This window comes from Zhihengliuella alba, from assembly GCF_039538765.1.
GTDB classification, from domain to species: Bacteria; Actinomycetota; Actinomycetes; order Actinomycetales; family Micrococcaceae; genus Zhihengliuella; species Zhihengliuella alba.
This window is the reverse complement of sequence record NZ_BAABCJ010000001.1, coordinates 1215563-1233231: the sequence shown is the minus strand read 5'-3', so window position 1 is coordinate 1233231 and position 17669 is coordinate 1215563. Positions and strand designations below refer to the sequence as shown.

The following is a 17669-nucleotide window of genomic DNA, read 5'->3' as shown; positions in this document are numbered from 1 at the left end:
CGGCGCGCACGGCCCGGGGTGCCTGTGGGGAGCGGCCCCGGCTCAGGATCCCTGTGGAGGGGGAGTGCCGTCGCCGACGGTGCCGCGACCGGGACCTGCCGGCGGCCCCGCCGCGTCCTCCTCGTGGTCTACGTCCTCGTCCCCGGTATGGTCCGGCATCGGCTCGTAGGGCAGGTGGATGGACAGGGTGGCACCGCCGCCCGGGGTCTCCGAGAGCCGCACCGAGCCGTCGTGCTGCGCGACGATGGCCGCCACGATGGCCAGGCCCAGGCCGGTGCCGCCCGTCTCGCGGTGCCGCGACGTGTCGGCGCGGTAGAAGCGCTCGAAGACGCGCGCGGCGTCCTCCTCGGAGATCCCCGGCCCGTGGTCGCGGATCTCGAGCACGGAGTCGGAGCGCCCGTCGATGACCGGCATCGTCCCGACGGCGATCTCGATCGGTGTCCCCTCGGGCGTGTAGCGCAGCGCATTGGTCAGGAGGTTCGCGACCACCTGGCGCAGTCGCGACTCGTCGCCGCTCGTGGGCGCCGGCAGAGCCGGGCCGCCGTCGAGCCCCACCAACCGGACGGTGCGGTCCGGGGCGTTGACCCGGGCGTCCTCCACCGCGTCGCTGCCCAGCAGCAGCAGGTCCACGGGCACCCGCTCCAGGGCACGCTGCTCGTCGAGGCGCGCCAGCGTCAGCAGGTCCTCGACGAGCTGTCCCATGCGCTTGGCCTCGCCCTCGATCCGGCCCATGGCCGAGTCCAGCTGCTCGGGCTCGCGGATGCCGCCGTGCCGGTAGAGCTCGGAGTAGCCGCGGATGGTGACCAGGGGGGTGCGCAGCTCGTGGGAGGCGTCCTGGACGAAGCGGCGCATCTTCCGCTCGGAGGCCTCCTGGGCGCGGAACGCGTGCTCGATGTGCGCGAGCATCGCGTTCAGGGCGCGGGAGAGCCGCCCGACCTCCGTGTCGTGCGAGGTCTCCTCGACACGCCGGGAGAGATCCCCGGCGGCGATCGCCGCGGCCGTGCGCTCGACGCGCACCAGCGGGCGGAAGGCGCGGCCCGTGGCAGCGTACGCCACCAGCGACATCAGCAGGGTGGCCAGCATCCCGGAGGTCACCATCGACCCGGCCGCGTCGGAGACGGTGTGCTCGACGTCGCTCAGGGGCAGCGCGATGGTGATGTACCCGGCCCCGTTCGCCATGTCGATCATGCGGTAGCGCCAGCCCTCGGACTCCGGTGTCGCCCCCGGCGCCGTGAACGCGAGGTCGTGGACCTCCTTGACGTGCTCGACGCCGACCGGGTCGATCACGGGCTCGTCGTCGCCCTCGATCCCGGGCAGCTCGGCGAGCACCTGGCCGTCGGCGTTGCGCAGGGTCGCGTGGAAGCGCGTCAGCTCGAGGTTCGCCCACATCCGGTACGGCGAGGACGGCGACGTGTCCTGGCTCGACTCCTCCTGGTACACCGCGTACAGGATGTTCGCCATCGGACTCGAGTAGCTCGCCAGGTCCTGGTCCATCTGGTCCACCATCGTCAGGCGCAGCGAGAACGACGCCGTGAAGGTCGTGGCGATGACGCCGATGGTCATCAGCAGCGCCATGAGCGCTGTGAGCTTGGACCGCAGCGAGACCTGCCGCAGGAAGCGGGTTGCCGAGCGCAAGGGGTCAGCGGCGCTCGGCGGAGCGCAGCACGTATCCGACGCCGCGCTTGGTCTGGATCATCGGCGTCCACTCCTCCTGGGCGTCGATCTTGCGGCGGAGGTAGGAGATGTAGGACTCGACGATGGAGGCGTCCCCGTTGAAGTCGTACTCCCACACGTGGTCCAGGATCTGCGCCTTGGAGAGCACGCGGTTCGGGTTCATCATCAGGTAGCGCAGCAGCTTGAACTCGGTGGGGGACAGGTCCACGACGACGCCGGCGCGGCGCACCTCGTGCGCATCGTCGTCGAGCTCCAGGTCGTCGACCCGGATGATGGCGCCCTCGTCCTCGAAGGGGCGGGAGCGGCGCAGCACTGCGCGGATGCGGGCCACGACCTCGTCCAGGCTGAACGGCTTGGTGACGTAGTCGTCGCCGCCGACCGTCAGGCCGGTGACCTTGTCCTCGGTGTCGTCGCGGGCGGTGAGGAACAGCACGGGGAAGTGCCGCCCCGCCGCGCGGAGCTTGCGGGTCACCGTGAAGCCGTCCATGTCCGGCAGCATCACGTCCAGCACGGCCAGATCGGGCTGCTCGGACTCGGCGAGCTCCAGCGCCTCCCGCCCGTTCGCGGCCGCGAAGACCTCGAAGCCCGCGAAGCGCAGGGACGTCGCGAGCAGTTCGCGGATGTTCGGTTCGTCGTCTACAACCAGGAGGCGTGCCTCGGCGCTCTTCTCACTCATGAGACCAGTGTGGGAGCTTCGTCTGGGAGTTGGCTGGATGTCCGGTGCGAGCGACGTCAGTTCTTCCGCCGTCGCCGCTGGCCCCAGCTCACGAGGAGGCTGGCGATCAGGAGGGCGAACGCGGCCGGCAGGCCGTAGAGGCCGACCGCGAAGAAGCCCGGCCACAGGTCGGCACCGGCGGCGTAGCCGATCAGGATGGCCGCCAGGCAGACGAGCGAGACGACGGCGACCGTCACGGCGGCGCGCATGAGCAGGGCGGCCGTCGCGGGCCGTCCCGCCGGGGCCCCGGGGGCCGGGGGAGCTGGGGTCGGGGAATCGGGTGTGTTCACGGGTTAAAGGTAGAGGGGGCCGGGCCGGGCCCCAAAAGTCGGGCGGACCGCCGTCGTGCCGGGACCAGCTCCGGCCACGGCTGTCGGTGACGTACCCTAGAGATACAGACTTCCCCAGCGAGGACGCCGCGATCGCATCGACGAGCGCAGGCGCCGCTGGGAATCCACTGCGCAGGCGGCGCCGACTACCGCGCCCCGCGCACGACGCAAGAACGAGGGAAGAGACAGTGCCTGTAGGCAAGGTGAAGTGGTACGAGGCCTCCAAGGGGTTCGGCTTCGTGGTGACCGAGGACGGGCAGGAGGTCTACCTGCCCAAGTCGGCCCTGCCCAGCGGCGTGGAGACGCTCCGGGCCGGGACGCGGCTGGAGTTCGGCGTCGCGGAGGGGCGGCGGGGCGCGCAGGCGCTCGCCGCGCGCGTCCTGGACAAGGCGCCGTCGGTGGCGCGCGCCCGCCGCAAGCCGGCCGAGGACACGGCCGTCATCGTCGAGGATGTGATCCGCCTGCTCGATGGCATCTCCAACGGCCTGCGCAAGGGCCGCTACCCCGACGGCAAGCAGGGCGCCAAGATCGCTGCCGTGCTCCGCGCCGTCGCCGACGAGCTGGACTCCTGAGCGTGGCACGGACTCCGAAGCTCGATGCCGTGCTGGCCGCGCAGGTGGAGTCCGCGCGCGCGGCTCTGACCGAGCTCGTCGCGCAGGACCAGATCGGTGACCACCTGGAGGCCACGGCCGAGGGCGAGCGGCTGGTCATGCACCGGTTCGAGGCCCGGGTGCCCGGCTACGGGGGCTGGCAGTGGTTCGTCACGCTCGCCCGCGGGCCGCGCATGAAGGTGCCGACGGTGTGCGATTCGGGTCTGCTCCCGGGCGCGGGCGCACTCCTGGCCCCGGACTGGGTGCCGTGGGCCGAGCGCGTCGCCCCGGAGGAGCTCGAGGCCGAGCGGCTGGCCGAGGCTGCAGCCGCCGCGGCGGAGGGCGCCGCCGACGGGGGAGCCGGGACGACGTCGTCGTCGGCCGGCTCGCCCGAGGAGGACGGCGCCGGGGGCGTGCGTCCGACGCCCGAGACCGCTGAGGCGGGTTCGGCCGGCGACGGGCCCGTGCCGTCGGACGCGGAGGACTCCGACTCCTCCCACGACACCGGCCGCTCGCGCCACGGCGAAGCCCCTGGGGCCGGGGCGGCGCCGGAGGCAGCCGCCACCGGGGACGACGACGCCCGCGCGGCGGCCGACGCCGACGCCGACTCCGAGTCCGAGCAGCCTCGGCGGCCCCGCCGCCGTCGCCGGGCACGGCGCGCGACGCGCGGCTAGCTGGCTTCCCAGCGGCGATCCCGCGCGCCGGCCGCGCGCGTGGACGTCGACGAGCGGACAGCGGAAGGGGCTCCCAGCGCATCGCTTGAGATCAAGCCATGCGCCGGGAGCCCCTTCCGCCTTCCCGCCGTTCCGGGACCGCCCGGGTGCGGGACGCGCCGGCTACAGGTTCTCGAGCACGTAGTCGACGCAGCGCGTCAGCGCAGTGACGTCGTCCGGCTCGATGGCGACGAACGTCGCGATGCGCAGCTGGTTCCGCCCGAGCTTGCGGTACGGCTCGGTGTCGACGATGCCGTTGGCGCGCAGCACCTTCGAGACGGCCGCGGCGTCGACCGACTCGTCGAAGTCGATGGTCGCGATGACGTTCGAGCGGTCCTCGGGGCGGACGACGTACGGCGCCGCCACGCTGGAGGCCTCCGCCCAGTCGTAGACCCGCGAGGCCGAGTCGGCCGTCCGGGCCGCGGCCCAGTCGAGGCCACCGTTGGAGTTCAACCACTGGATCTGCGCGTCGAGCGTGACCAGCGTGGTCAGGCTGGGGGTGTTGTACGTCTGGTTCTTCACCGAGTTCTCGATCGCCGTCTGCAGGTTGAGGAAGTCGGGGGTCCAGCGGCCGCTGGCGGCCACGCGATCGGCGCGCTCCAGCGCAGCCGGGGAGAACAGGCCGAGCCACAGGCCGCCGTCGGACGCGAAGTTCTTCTGCGGCGCGAAGTAGTAGACGTCCGTCTCGGCGACGTCGACGGCGAGGCCTCCGGCGGCCGACGTCGCGTCGACGAGCACCAGCGAGCCCTCGTCGGCGCCGGCGACGCGGCGGACCGGCGCGGCGACGCCGGTGGAGGTCTCGTTCTGCGGCCAGGCGTAGACGTCCACGCCGGCCTCGGCCTGCGGCTCGGGGCGCGTGCCCGGCTCCGAGGCGAGGATGGAGGACGGCTGCAGGAACGGCGCCCGGTCCGTCGCCTTGGCGAACTTGGAGCCGAACTCGCCGAAGGAGAGGTGCTGGGCGCGCTGCTCCACGAGGCCGAAGGCCGCCACGTCCCAGAAGGCCGTGGAGCCGCCGACGCCGAGCACCACCTCGTAGCCATCGGGGGCCCGGAAGAACTCGAGCAGCCCCTCCTGCACCGACTTGACCAGGTTCTTGACCGGGGCCTGGCGGTGCGAGGTCCCCAGCACCGAGGAGCCGGCGGCCAGCAGTGCGTCGAGCTGCGCCGGACGGACCTTGGACGGACCGGCGCCGAAGCGGCCGTCCGCGGGGAGGAGGTTGGAGGGGATGGTCAGAGTTTCGCTCACGGTGGCTCCTGCCGTCGGGTACGCCGGGATGTGCGGGACGCGGGCGCGTCGGATGCGGGCACTGCCCGGACGGAAGGCCGACGCGGCGGCCCGCACCCCTCCATAATCGCGCAGGGCGGGCGGATTGCCGGAACCGGACCGGGATTATTAACGCGCGGTAGAGTGGCTGATGCCGCTGCCCTGTCCACGCCTGCTCCGGGAGACTCACCGACGTGACTGATCTGATCGATACCACCGAGATGTACCTCCGCACCGTCCTCGAACTGGAGGAGGAGCGCATCGTCCCGCTGCGTGCGCGCATCGCGGAGCGGCTGGGGCACTCGGGGCCGACGGTCTCGCAGACGGTGGCGCGCATGGAGCGCGACGGCCTCCTGGTGGTCTCGCAGGACCGCCACCTGGAGCTCACGCCCGCCGGGCGCCAGCTGGCCACCGAGGTCATGCGCAAGCACCGTCTGGCTGAACGCCTGCTCTCCGACGTGATCGGTCTGGACTGGGAGTACGTGCACGACGAGGCCTGCCGCTGGGAGCACGTCATGAGCGAGCGCGTCGAGCGCCGCCTCTACGAACTGCTCGGCCAGCCGTCCGAGTCCCCGTACGGCAATCCGATCCCGGGCCTGGATGCGCTCGGCGGCCCAACGCTGGGCGATTTCGCCGTCGGGGTCCAGAACCTGGACGCGGCGCTCGAGGCCGGGGAGTCCGGACCCACCCGCATCCTGCGCCTGGCCGAGACGATCCAGGTGGACCCGGTGCTCCTGGCCCAGCTCAACGAGGGCGGTATCCGGCCCGGCGCCACCGTGACGCTGGAGCGCGCGGGGGAGTACGTCGTCGTCCGCGTCGAGGGGATCGAGGGCGCCCTCGAGCTGCCGACCGAAGTCAGTGCACACGTCTTCGTGGAACGTCGCGCGGCCTAGCCGGGCCCGCCGGGGCCGGATAACGAAGCCGATCCTTCAGGTGCGGTTATCCACAAGATTAGATAACGAAATTGTAACTGTCGGGCCCCTCCTGTAGTCTCGTAGAGGCTCAGAACGATTTCTGACACCACGACTCGCTTCCGTCTCCACCTGCCGGCGAGTCGGTTGAATCGCACGAAAGGCAGGGCGGAAGGCTGCTCCCTCCAGGATCCGCGCGCCCCTGCGCGGCCTTTTCCGGGGCCGGCCAGCCGCGTCCGAGGTCACCGCTGCGTCGCAGCGCGCATGGCCCGACGCCTCCGCCAGTGCAGCGAAGAGGTACTTTGACTTTGACTACGCAGACGACCCGCGGCCCGGTGACCGCCTCCGTTGAAGCGGTGAACGCCCCCGTGCATCCCGTGACGGCCGCCGCAACCGAGCAGCCGCTGCGTCGTCCCCGCGGATCCGAGCGACGCCGCCTCCTCCAGGAGGAGGCCTTCGGCACGGTCGCGGCCGACGGCGACTACATCGGCCGACGCTACGCCCGTGACCTGCGCTACAGCGCCGCGACCACCGGCGAGCTCGACGCGCTCCTGGCCGCCCGCGAGAGCGCTGCCGCCCCGGCCGTCGTCGACCTGGCCGCCCACCGGGTGGACCGCCCCATCGCCGCCGCGCCGGTGCGCAAGGGCGTGGCCCTGAGCCACAAGCTCGCCGCCGCGGCCGCCGTCTCCGGACTGGCGCTCACCGCCGCGTGGCCCCAGATCTCGAGCGAGGCGGAGGGCGCCGGGCTCGAGGTCGCCGGGAATCCCGCCGGGACCGCCGAGGTCGAGGACGTCGTCGTCGCCGAGGATGCGCCGTACGAGCTGGAGCTGGCCTCCATCCACGCGTCCTTCACCAAGGACGACCGCCTCGACCAGATCATGGCCGCCTCCGGTGGCGACGTGAAGCGGGTCGAGACCAGTGGAGTGCTCTCCCAGCCCCTCGACCAGGTCCGCATCACGTCCCGGTTCGGGTACCGCGCCGACCCGTGGGGCGGCGGCGGCACGGTCAACCACATCGGCCAGGACTACGGCTCCTCCTGCGGTACGCCCGTGAAGGCGGCGGCGTCCGGGACGGTCGTGCAGGCGGAATACGCCGGGCACTCCGGCAACCGCGTGCGGATCGACCACGGCAACGGCCTGGAGACGACGTACAACCACAACTCCTCGCTGAAGGTCAGCGTGGGCCAGAAGGTCGACCGCGGAGACGTCGTCTCGCTCAGCGGCACCACCGGCAACTCGACTGGCTGCCACCTCCACTTCGAGGTGCTCGTCGACGGCAACGCCGTCGATCCGGCCGGCTGGCTGTAGCCTCCGTCACGTTTCGAGACCGGATCTAGACACTCCCGTGACCTTAACGTGACATTCGGTCCGGATTCCGATAACTTTGATCAAGTGCTGAGCCTCCCGCGGGCTCAACACCCTCGGACGGAGTGCCAAGCACTGCCACCGACCGAGGTCCGTTCGTATCTAACCGCATGGCAGTGGCGGGGGAACCAATCAGGAGCCGGAAACGGCTCCCGGGGCCGAGAGGCCCTTGGGGTTAAGTGCCGGTCGAGTTCTTCGATCAGCACCGAGTGACTCCCACTCGAACCCGACAGCTCACCTCGTAGGCATAGGGAGAGGTACAACTTTGTCCAAGCGTCAAGCTCTGGGTCGCCACCGCGCGGCTCCCGTTCGCAGCAACCCGCTCGAGGGCCTGTCCAAGGCCGTCGCATCCAACGCCGGTTCCGTCGGCCGCCAGGCCGCCGTCATCGCAGCCGCCTCCGGCCTCGTCCTGACCGTCGGCGTGCCGGCCCAGGCGAACCAGACCAGCCGTGAGGCCGCCAGCGCCCCGGTCGAGGCCCTTCCGGTCGAGCGCACCGCGGTCTCCGCAGTGACCGTCTCCGCCAAGGCCGTGGAGGACTACGAGGTCGAGCGCGCCTTCGTCGAGTCCGCTCCGGCCCCCGAGCCCGAGCCGGTCGTCGTCGCCACCGCCGAGACCGTCGAGGAGACGTCCAGCGCGTCCGAGGACGACGAGGCCCGCTACGCCGCGACCACGCGCCAGAACGTCGGCTCGCAGCAGCAGGCCGCGGCCGAGCCCGCAGCCGAGGAGAAGGCAGAGCCCAAGGCCGAGTCCGCCCCGAGCGCAGGCCTCTCCGGCATCGCCGCCACGGCATCGCAGTACATCGGTGCCCCCTACGTCTGGGGCGGCAGCAGCCCCTCGGGCTGGGACTGCTCCGGCTTCGTCAAGTGGGTCTACGCGCAGCACGGCATCGACGTCGCCCGCGGCACCTCCGCACTGCTGAGCTCCGGCCAGTTCGTCCGCACCAGCAACCCGAAGCCGGGCGACCTGGTGTTCCAGAACGGTGGAGGCCACGTCGGCATCTACATCGGCGGCGGCAAGATCGTCGGTGCGCAGAATCCGTCCGTCGGCACGGTCGTCCGTCCGGCCGACAGCCCCTACGGCCCGCTCATGGGCTACTACACGCTGGCCCGCTAAGAGCCCGCAGCTGTCTGAGGGGGAGCCCATCCGCATCGCGCGGATGGGCTCCTTCTGTCTGTGCAGGCCCTGCTCCGGCCTCGTCGTGCCAGCGGTGCCCCGCGCCGCTGCGGAATCCGGCACGGTTCCGGGGCCTCCACCTGACCGGCGGGGAGCGTCCGGGTTAACGGCGCGGAACGGTCCGGCGACGCCACGCCGTCCTGTGGCGTGGGCCACGCCCGCACGGCGCGAATCCGGTTACCCTGAAGACGCGAAGAACCACGTGACACGCCGCAGGGAGCGCTCCGGCGCGACCCGCTGGGCGCTATGACGTAAGGAACGCGTATGCGCACGCTAGTACTGAATGCAGGATACGAGCCGCTCGCGGTCGTGACGTTCCGCCGCGCGCTGCTCCTGGTGCTCACGGGCAAGGCGAGCGTCCTCGCCGAGGACCCGGATCCCGTGGTGGGTCCCAGCGACGTGGTCGGCCGCCCGTCCGTCATCCTGCTGCACCGTTACATCCACATCCCCCATCGGGGCCCGGCGAGTGTGACCCGCCGCGGGGTGCTGCGCCGCGACGGATTCCGCTGCGCCTACTGCGGCCGCAGCGCCTCCACCGTGGACCACGTCCACCCGCGCTCGCTCGGCGGGGCGGACTCCTGGGAGAATCTGGTGGCGTGCTGCCTCTCCTGCAACGGTCGCAAGGGAAACCGCACGCTGAATCAGCTGGGCTGGAAGCTCAAGACCCAGCCGTCGGTCCCGCACGGGCCGGCGTGCTACATCCGCGACCTCGATCGACCGGCGGAGGCATGGGACCCATTCCTGCAGAGCACCGCGGCGTAGCGGCCGCCCGAGTCGAGTCCGTGGTGCTGCTCGCCGGGGGCCGCGGGAGTCGCCTCGGCGGCGTCTGGAAGGCGCTGCTCAGGCGCGACGGCGCGTCGCTCCTGTCCGCGGCCCTGGCCGCAGTCGTCGAATCCCTGCCGCGGGCCCGCGTCGTCGTCGTGGGCCCGGACGCCCTGCGGCCGGCCCTGGCTGAGTCGCCCCACGGGAGCACCGTGACCCTGGTCCGCGAGGAGCCGGCCTTCGCCGGCCCGCTGGCCGCCGTCGCCGCGGGCCTCGACGCAGCGAGGGACGTCGCCGGTCACGGATCCGCGGGGGAACCGGGCCCGGCCTCCGGGCTGACCCTGCTGCTCGCCGTCGACTACGTCCGCCCCCGGGGGATCGTCGCCGCGCTGGCCGCGCGCGCGTCCGAGCTGGGGACCGACGGTCCGCGGAACGCCGGCGCCGAGAAGCCCGCCACCGAGGAGGGCGTCCGGGCGGAGGGCGACCCCGGGGAGGCCGAGCCCGGGGGACCGGGTCCCGATGCGCTCGTGCCGGTCGACGCCTCGGGCCGGCAGCAACCGCTGGCCGCCCTGTGGCGCAGCGACTCCCTCCGCAGGGCCCTCGAGGCCGCTGCCCGGCCCGCGGCCGGCGTCGCCGGAGCGGGCCCGCTTTCCGTGCGGCTGGCCGATGCGCCGATGCGCCGGATCACCCGTGCCGAGGGCGTCGTCGTCCGCGAGTGGCGGACCGTGGAGCCGCATCTCTTCGACGATGTCGACACATGGGAGGACGCGGCGGCGCATGGGATCCAGGGCGACCGGGCGTGAGGTAACGTCTTCCCGAGATCGCAGGAGGAACGCATGAGTGAGCACCCCGAACTGGAGCAGTGGGCCGAACGGCTGCAGGCTGCCTACGACATCCCGGACGCGCCCGTGGACATCGACAAGATCCTGTCGCTGGCGGGGGAGGCGGCCCACACGATCGCCCGGCCCGCCGCTCCCGTGACCACCTACATCGCAGGCTTCGCGGCCGGTCTCGCCGCCGGGCACCAGACCGCGAGCGAGACGAAGGCCGCCGCCGCCGCGGACCTCGTCGCGCGTCAGCTGCTCGCCCGGATCCGGGACGCCGCGGCCTCCGACCACGACGCCGACGGCCCGCGTGGCCGGTAGCCCCTGGCCGGCGGCCCGCGCCGCCGCGTACCGGGCAGGAGCCGCGCTGGCCCCACGCCTCGACGGCAGTCGCCGGATCCCCGTGCCCGAGTGCTCCGGGCGGGTCTGCGCCGAGGACGTGCTCGCCCCGATGGACCTGCCGCACTTCGCCTCCTCCGCCATGGACGGGTGGGCGGTCTCCGGCCCGTCGCCGTGGCGGCTCGTCCCCGCCGGGGATCCGCGCCGCCCGGCACCGCTGGAGTCCCGCACAGCGGCCGCCGTGCTCACAGGCGCGCCCCTGCCGGCGGGTACGACGGCGGTCCTGCGCTCCGAGCGCGGCGACGCCTCGGCGGGCCTGCTCCGTGCGACGGAGCCGCTGCGGGACGGCGCCGACATCCGTCCGGCCGGGCGGGAGGCCTCCCGCGGCGACCTGCTCGTCCGGGCGGGGACCCGTCTCACGCCGGCCCACGCGGCCGCCGTGGCCGTCGCCGGGGTCGACGCCGTCCGCGTCGCGTCCGCGCCCCGCGTCCGGCTGGTCCTGACCGGGGACGAGGTGGTCGAGACCGGCGTGCCGGAGCCCGGCTACGTCCGCGACGCCTTCCGGCCGCTGCTGCCCGCCGCCGTCGCGGGCCTCGGCGGCGAGGTGGCCGCCGTCGTCCGCATCGGCGACGACCGTCGCCGCACCGACGAGGAGATCGCCGCCGCGGCGGACCTCGTGATCCTCACCGGCGGCACCGGCCGCTCCCGGGCGGACCACGTCCGGGCCGCCATCGAGGATCTGGGCGCGGAGTTGCTCGTCGACCAGATCGACATGCGTCCGGGCCATCCGGCCCTGCTCGCCCGACGGGCCGACGGCGCGCTGCTCGTCGCGCTGCCGGGGAACCCGCTCGCGGCCGTCGCCGCGCTGCTCACTCTGGCCGCTCCCGCCCTGGCGGGGGCCACCGGGCGCGCCGAGCCCCGCCCGCGCCGGGCACCCGCGGGGGAGCCGCACGCCCCGCTGCCCGGACGGCACCGGCTCGTCCCGTCCGTCGTGGCAGACGACGCGACTGGTGGACTTGTCGCCTGCGACCGGGCGGGTCCGGGCATGATGCGCGGCCTGGCCGGCGCCGACGTCCTGATGGTCGTCCCGCCGGAGGGCATCGAGGCGGGGGAACCCGTAGAGTTCCTCCCACTGCCGTGGAGCACACGCTAGGAGGACGCATGCCACGCAAGATCGCACGACGCCGGGTCACCAGGCTCTTCCTCGACGCGCCCGGCCGCCGGCGGGAGGAGACCCTCGCCGCCGAGGAGCCGCTCGAGATCCGGCTCGGCCACAAGGCCTTCAGCGTCACCATGCGTACGCCCGGGGACGACTTCGACCTGGTGGCGGGTTTCCTGACGGGCGAGGGCGTCCTCCGCGCGGAGGAGGACCTGGTGAGCATGCGCTTCTGCGCGGGCGAGGACGAGGACGGCCGGCAGACGTTCAACGTCGTGGAGGCGCAGCTCTCCGCCACGGCCGTGCCGCCTGACGCCGGGCTGGAGCGCCACGTCTACACCACCAGCTCGTGCGGCATCTGCGGCACCGCGTCGATCGACGCGGTGGCGAAGGCCGCGCGGCTGCCCGGATCCCCGATGCCGGGCGCCCGGATCGACATCGCCACGCTGCTGTCGCTGCCGGATGCGCTGCGCGAGCAGCAGGAGCTGTTCTCCCGGACCGGGGGCGTCCACGCGGCCGGTCTCTTCACCATGGAGGGCGAGCTGCTGTGCATCCGCGAAGACGTCGGGCGTCACAATGCGGTCGACAAAGTCATCGGCTGGGCGCTGCGGGAGGGGCGGCTGCCACTGCACGACGTGGTGCTCCAGGTCTCCGGCCGGGCCTCGTTCGAGCTGGTCCAGAAGGCCCGCATGGCCGGCATCGCCGTCCTCTCGGCGGTCAGCGCGCCGTCCTCCCTCGCCGTCGAGCTGGCGGACCGCGAGGGAGTGACTCTTGCGGCTTTCAGCAGGGGGAGTAGCGTAAATCTCTACACACATCCGGACCGGGTCGTCCCGGTCTCCAGCTGAACTCCGAGGAGGAGCAATGCACCGTCCAGCGCCAGTGGAAGACATCGACGAGGGCAGCATTCAGGTCACGCCGCCCAAGAAGACGGCTGCAGGCATGAAGGCCGTCATGGTGGCTCTGGAGCGCGGGATCGAGCAGGCGGGTGTGACGCGCACGATGCGTTCGATGGCGCGCGTCAACCAGCGCAACGGCGTCGACTGCCCGGGCTGCGCGTGGCCGGAGACCACGGGGCGGCGCAAGCCGGCCGAGTTCTGCGAGAACGGGGCCAAGGCGCTCGCCGAGGAGTCCACGCTGCGCACCGTGGACCCGCAGTGGTGGGCCGAGCACCCGATCAGCGACCTGCGGGACAAGACCGAGTACTGGCTCGGCAGCCAGGGGCGCATCACGCACCCCGTGATCATCCGGGAGGGCGAGGACCGCTACTCGCCGATCTCCTGGGCCGACGCCTTCGAGACGATCGCCCAGCACATCAACGCGACGACACCGGACCGCTGCTCGTTCTACACGTCCGGGCGCACGGCGAACGAGACCGCGTTCATGTACCAGCTGTTCGCCCGCTCGATCGGGACGAACAACCTGCCGGACTGCTCCAACATGTGCCACGAGTCCTCGGGGTCGGCACTGTCGCCGACCATCGGCATCGGCAAGGGCACGGTCCTGCTGGACGACTTCGAGCACGCCGACGTGATCATGGTGGTCGGCCAGAACCCGGGCACCAACCACCCGCGCATGCTCTCCGCCCTCGCCGAGGCGCGGAAGAAGGGCGCCAAGGTCGTCTCCGTGAACCCGCTGCCCGAGGCCGGGCTGCTCAGCTTCAAGGACCCCCAGTCGGTGAAGGGCCTGCTCGGCAGCGGCGACACGATCTCCGACGAGTACCTGCAGATCCGGGTCGGTGGAGACCTCGCCCTGTTCCAGGCGCTGGGCCACCTGCTGCTCCAGGAGGAGGAGCGCTCGCCGGGGACCGTGGTCGACCACGAGTTCGTGGAGCGCAACACGGCCGGCTTCGAGGCCTACCGCCAGGCGCGCACCGAGATCGACTGGGACGCCACCGAGGAGGCCACCGGGCTGTCCCGCCTCGAGATCTCGTCGCTGGCGAACCTGCTGGTGAAGTCCAAGGGCACCATCATCTGCTGGGCGCTGGGTCTGACCCAGCAGCCGCACTCGGTCAACACGATCAAGGAGATCATCAACGTCCTGCTCCTGCAGGGCAACTTCGGCAAGCCGGGCGCCGGCGCCTGCCCCGTGCGCGGCCACTCGAACGTCCAGGGAGACCGCACCATGGGCGTGTGGGAGCGGATGTCGGACGCCTGGCTGGACCGGCTGGACGCCGAGTTCGGCATCGAGAGCCCGCGCGAGCACGGGTACGACTCCGTGGCGACGCAGGAGGCCTTCGAGCGCGGCGACATCGACGTGTTCGTGTCGATGGGCGGCAACTTCTCGCTCGCCGGCTCGGACACCGAGGTCCTCGAGGCCGCGATGCAGCGGGCCGGCCTGACCGTGCACATCTCCACCAAGCCCAACCGCTCGCACGTGGTGCACGGGAAGACCTCCATCATCCTCCCGACCCTCGGCCGCACCGACAAGGACGACAAGCACCCGGGCGGGGCGCAGTTCCTCACCGTCGAGGACTCGATGTCCACCATCAAGACCACGCAGGGCCGCCTGGCCCCCGTCTCCGAGCACCTGCTCGCCGAGCCCGTCATCGTCGCGCGCCTGGCCGAGGCGACGCTGGGCGCGGACCATCCGGTCGACTGGCGGGCCATGGCCGAGGACTACGACGTCATCCGCGACCACATCGCCAACGTCATCCCGGGCTTCGAGGACTTCAACCGGCGGATCAAGCACCGCAACGGCTTCGTGCTGCCGAACCCGCCGCGGGACACCCGGTCCTTCGCCACGGAGTCCGGCAAGGGACTCTTCAGCGTGAGCCCGCTGGAGTACCTCAAGGCCCCCGAGGACCACCTGGTCCTGCAGACGATCCGCAGCCACGACCAGTTCAACACCACCTTCTACGGGCTGGACGACCGCTACCGCGGCATCAAGAACGCCCGCCGCGTCATCCTGGTCAATCCCGAGGACCTGGAGCGGCTCGGCTTCGAGGACCGGCAGGTGGTGGACGTCATCTCCGTGTTCAAGGGCGGGCGCGAGGGCGGCGAGGAGCGCCGGGCCAACCAGTTCCGCCTGGTGTCCTACCCGACGCCCCGCGGATGCGCCGCGGCCTACTACCCGGAGGCCAACGCGCTGGTGCACCGCGAGCTGGTGGCGCGCGAGTCCAACACCCCCGGCTACAAGGCGATGATGGTCCGGTTCGTCCCCTCCACCGGCCAGGCGGACCCGGCGCTGGACCCGGAGAAGGCGGACGCCGCCTCCTGACCCGGCCGCCGGCGGGGGACGCCGGGGCCCATCGGGCGGGACCGTCGCGGTAGTGTGCCGTGCGTGAGCATGGAACACGCCGCGTACGGCACCCTCTACCGATTGTCCAACGACAAGTCGTCCCCGATCGACCCCGGGACGCCGCGCCGCGTCCTCGGATTCGCGAAGCAGTACGGGACGCGGCTCGTGCTCTTCATCGTCGTCTCCGTCGTCGTGGCCGTGCTCGCCGTCGCGACGCCGGTCCTGGCCGGGCGGGTCGTCGACGCGATCGTGGCGGGCGGCCCGCTCGCCACGATCGCCGCCCTGGCCGGTCTGATCGCCCTGGTGGCCCTCGCGGAGGCCGGCGTCTCGGTGCTCTCGCGCTGGCTGTCCTCCTCGCTCGGGGAACAGGTCATCTACGACCTGCGCACGGCCGTGTTCGACCACGTCCAGCGCATGCCCGTCGCGTTCTTCACGCGCACGCGCACCGGCGCCCTCGTCTCCCGTCTGAACAACGACGTCATCGGCGCCCAGGCCGCCTTCGCCGGGACCCTCTCGTCCGTGGTGAGCAACGTCGTCGCACTGGTCCTGACGGCCGGCGTCATGTTCTCGACGTCCTGGCAGGTGACGCTGCTGGCCATCGTCATGCTCCCGGTCTTCCTGCTCCCGGCGCGGCGCATGGGCCGGAGCATCGCCGAGCTCCGGCGGGAGGCGGCCAACCACAACGCGGACATGGGCACCCAGATGACCGAGCGCTTCAGCGCCCCCGGCGCCACCCTCGTGAAGCTGTTCGGCCGCCCGGACGCGGAGTCGGCGGAGTTCGCCGCCCGCGCCGCCCGCGTGCGGGACATCGGCGTGAAGGCGTCCATGCGCCAGCACTACTTCGTCGCGGCGCTGACGCTGGTGGCGGCCCTGGCGCTGGCACTGGTCTACGGCCTCGGCGGCATGTATGCGCTGCGCGGCGAGCTGGCCGCCGGCGACGTCGTCACTCTGGCGCTGCTGCTCACGCGCCTGTACGTCCCGCTCACCGGTCTGGCCAACGCCCGCGTCGAGATCATGAGCGCCCTGGTGAGCTTCGACCGGGTCTTCGAGATCCTCGACCTGCAGCCCATGATCGCGGAGAAGGAGGACGCCGGCGAGCTGCCCGGCGGCCCGGTCGACGTGCGGTTCGACGACGTGCGCTTCGCCTACCCGAGCGCCGAGCAGGTCTCGCTGGCCTCGCTCGAGGACGTGGCGGTGCTGGACCGGCGCGGCGGCGAGGAGGTCCTGCACGGGATCGACTTCCACGTCCCGGCCGGGCAGACGTTCGCCCTCGTCGGCTCCTCCGGGGCCGGCAAGTCGACGTGCGCGCAGCTGCTGACGCGCCTGTACGACGTCGACTCCGGGGCGGTGCGCATCGGCGGCACCGACCTCCGCGACGTCACGTTCGCGTCGCTGCGGGCGACCGTGGGCATGGTGACCCAAGACGGGCATCTCTTCCACGACACGATCGCCGCGAACCTGCGGCTGGCCGCGCCCGAGGCGACGGACGAGCAGTTGTGGGAGGCCCTGCGGCGGGCCCGGCTGCAGCCGGTGATCGCCGGCCTGCCCGATGGCCTGGCCACCGTCGTCGGCGAGCGGGGCTACCGCCTCTCCGGCGGGGAGCGCCAGCGGATGACGATCGCCCGGCTGCTGCTGGCGGCGCCCCGCGTGGTGGTGCTCGACGAGGCCACGGCCGCACTGGACTCCACGAACGAGGCGGCGGTCCAGGCGGCGCTGTCGGAGGCGCTCGAGGGGCGCACCGCGGTCGTCATCGCCCACCGGCTCTCCACCGTCCGCTCCGCCGACCAGATCCTGGTGCTCGAGGACGGGGCCATCGTGGAGCGCGGCACGCACCCCGAGCTGCTCGCCCGGGACGGTCGGTACGCCGAGCTCTACCGGACCCAGTTCTCCTGAGCCGGCCCCGCCGCCGGAGCCCCTGCGGCGCCGACCCCCGTGCCGTGCCGCGCCCGCAGCAGTCGCGGCAGGACCTCCTCGCGCAGCAGCGGGGCCAGATCGGCGCGCTCCAGTGCCTCCTCCGGGCGGAGCCAGACGAGCTCGGCGATCTCGGCCTGTGCCACGACGTCCCGGGGCGTGACCGTCCCGGCGGCGCTCCCGGCCGCGGCGGCGTCCGCCAGCCGCGCCTCGAACAGGTGCGCACGGAGCCCGGTCCCGGGCTCGTTGGCCGCGGCCCCCGTCCAGAGGCCGCGGGGGACGAGGGCGTCGGCCTCCAGGAGCAGGCCCAGCTCCTCGTGGACCTCGCGGGCGGCCGCCTCGGCAGGGGACTCGCCGGGCTCCGGTTTGCCGCCGGGCTGCATGAAGAGAGAGGTTCCCCGCTTGCGGACCAGCAGGACGCGGCCCTGGTCGTCCAGGAGCGCTACGGCCGAGACGGAGATGATCGCAGACATGCGGCTCCTTGTTTAGGTGCAACGAATCTACTCGCGAGTAGAGTGGCATTCGAGGCCATGCTATCGAACCGCAGGTTTACCCAAATGGTTGGGTATCGAATTTCTCAAAGAGGCCCTACAATAGGCCCGAGGATACGCCCGGTCCGGCGCGGGGCGCCGGTCGGAGAAGTGCACGGGCGACCACCAGACGTCGCAGGCGACGGGCGGGCCACGCGCGCCCGTCAGATTTCGGAG

17 protein-coding genes and 1 riboswitch are annotated in these 17669 nt (G+C 72.4%); of the genes, 12 read left to right on the top strand and 5 right to left on the bottom strand.

Features of this window, described 5'->3' with window-relative positions:
* Positions 1-42: 42 nt before the first annotated feature.
* The 3 genes from ABD784_RS05630 to ABD784_RS05620 are packed head-to-tail and all read right to left on the bottom strand — an operon-like array spanning position 43 to position 2679.
* Positions 43-1635, bottom strand: a complete 1593-nt coding sequence (locus ABD784_RS05630; protein WP_344881112.1) for a sensor histidine kinase — start codon at positions 1633-1635, stop codon at positions 43-45.
* A 4-nt stretch (positions 1636-1639) separates the two neighbouring features.
* Positions 1640-2350 carry a response regulator transcription factor gene (locus tag ABD784_RS05625; protein ID WP_344881109.1) on the bottom strand — a complete coding sequence of 237 codons (711 nt, stop codon included), beginning with the start codon at positions 2348-2350 and terminating at the stop codon, positions 1640-1642.
* A gap of 56 nt (positions 2351-2406) precedes the next feature.
* Positions 2407-2679 carry a hypothetical protein gene (locus tag ABD784_RS05620; protein WP_344881106.1) on the bottom strand — a complete coding sequence of 91 codons (273 nt, stop codon included), beginning with the start codon at positions 2677-2679 and terminating at the stop codon, positions 2407-2409.
* Positions 2680-2906: 227 nt separating this feature from the next.
* Between ABD784_RS05620 and ABD784_RS05615 the strand changes: the two genes are divergently transcribed.
* Both ABD784_RS05615 and ABD784_RS05610 read left to right on the top strand, forming a co-directional pair.
* Positions 2907-3290 carry a cold-shock protein gene (locus ABD784_RS05615; RefSeq protein WP_344881103.1) on the top strand — a complete coding sequence of 128 codons (384 nt, stop codon included), beginning with the start codon at positions 2907-2909 and terminating at the stop codon, positions 3288-3290.
* A 2-nt stretch (positions 3291-3292) separates the two neighbouring features.
* Positions 3293-3982 (top strand): DUF3027 domain-containing protein, encoded by a 690-nt coding sequence (locus ABD784_RS05610; protein WP_344881100.1) that lies wholly within the window; start codon positions 3293-3295, stop codon positions 3980-3982.
* 162 nt (positions 3983-4144) lie between these two features.
* Here ABD784_RS05610 and serC read toward each other — a convergent pair whose 3' ends face one another.
* Positions 4145-5266: a phosphoserine transaminase gene (gene serC, locus ABD784_RS05605; protein ID WP_344881097.1), complete on the bottom strand. Its 1122-nt coding sequence runs from the start codon at positions 5264-5266 to the stop codon at positions 4145-4147.
* 212 nt (positions 5267-5478) lie between these two features.
* Between serC and ABD784_RS05590 the strand changes: the two genes are divergently transcribed.
* The 10 genes from ABD784_RS05590 (at position 5479) to ABD784_RS05545 (ending at position 16944) form a co-directional block, all read left to right on the top strand.
* Entirely contained in the window at positions 5479-6177 is a 699-nt protein-coding gene (locus ABD784_RS05590; protein ID WP_425582922.1) for a metal-dependent transcriptional regulator, read from the top strand.
* A 326-nt stretch (positions 6178-6503) separates the two neighbouring features.
* Positions 6504-7502 carry a M23 family metallopeptidase gene (locus ABD784_RS05585; RefSeq protein WP_344881094.1) on the top strand — a complete coding sequence of 333 codons (999 nt, stop codon included), beginning with the start codon at positions 6504-6506 and terminating at the stop codon, positions 7500-7502.
* Between the two features lie 149 nt (positions 7503-7651).
* A riboswitch (cyclic di-AMP (ydaO/yuaA leader) is annotated at positions 7652-7821 on the top strand.
* 3 nt (positions 7822-7824) lie between these two features.
* A complete protein-coding gene (locus ABD784_RS05580) occupies positions 7825-8673 on the top strand; it encodes a C40 family peptidase (RefSeq protein WP_344881091.1) in 849 nt (282 codons plus the stop codon).
* Positions 8674-8997: 324 nt separating this feature from the next.
* Positions 8998-9495 carry an HNH endonuclease gene (locus ABD784_RS05575; RefSeq protein WP_344881088.1) on the top strand — a complete coding sequence of 166 codons (498 nt, stop codon included), beginning with the start codon at positions 8998-9000 and terminating at the stop codon, positions 9493-9495.
* Positions 9462-10298, top strand: a complete 837-nt coding sequence (locus ABD784_RS05570; RefSeq protein ID WP_344881085.1) for an NTP transferase domain-containing protein — start codon at positions 9462-9464, stop codon at positions 10296-10298. Before ABD784_RS05575 ends, ABD784_RS05570 begins: the two co-directional genes overlap by 34 nt.
* A gap of 33 nt (positions 10299-10331) precedes the next feature.
* Positions 10332-10640, top strand: coding sequence for a DUF6457 domain-containing protein (locus ABD784_RS05565; RefSeq protein ID WP_344881082.1), 309 nt, complete (start codon positions 10332-10334; stop codon positions 10638-10640).
* Positions 10630-11811, top strand: coding sequence for a molybdopterin molybdotransferase MoeA (locus ABD784_RS05560; protein WP_344881078.1), 1182 nt, complete (start codon positions 10630-10632; stop codon positions 11809-11811). The genes ABD784_RS05565 and ABD784_RS05560 overlap by 11 nt, the downstream gene beginning before the upstream one ends.
* Positions 11812-11819: 8 nt before the next feature.
* On the top strand, positions 11820-12659 hold the full coding sequence (gene fdhD / locus ABD784_RS05555; protein ID WP_344881075.1) for a formate dehydrogenase accessory sulfurtransferase FdhD: 840 nt from the start codon (positions 11820-11822) through the stop codon (positions 12657-12659).
* A gap of 16 nt (positions 12660-12675) precedes the next feature.
* A complete protein-coding gene (locus ABD784_RS05550; protein WP_344881072.1) occupies positions 12676-15030 on the top strand; it encodes an FdhF/YdeP family oxidoreductase in 2355 nt (784 codons plus the stop codon).
* 63 nt (positions 15031-15093) lie between these two features.
* Positions 15094-16944, top strand: a complete 1851-nt coding sequence (locus tag ABD784_RS05545) for an ABC transporter ATP-binding protein (RefSeq protein ID WP_344881069.1) — start codon at positions 15094-15096, stop codon at positions 16942-16944.
* Here ABD784_RS05545 and ABD784_RS05540 read toward each other — a convergent pair.
* Entirely contained in the window at positions 16923-17435 is a 513-nt protein-coding gene (locus ABD784_RS05540) for an NUDIX hydrolase (protein WP_344881066.1), read from the bottom strand. The two genes, ABD784_RS05545 and ABD784_RS05540, sit on opposite strands and share 22 nt — an antisense overlap.
* Between the last annotated feature and the right edge of the window lie 234 nt (positions 17436-17669).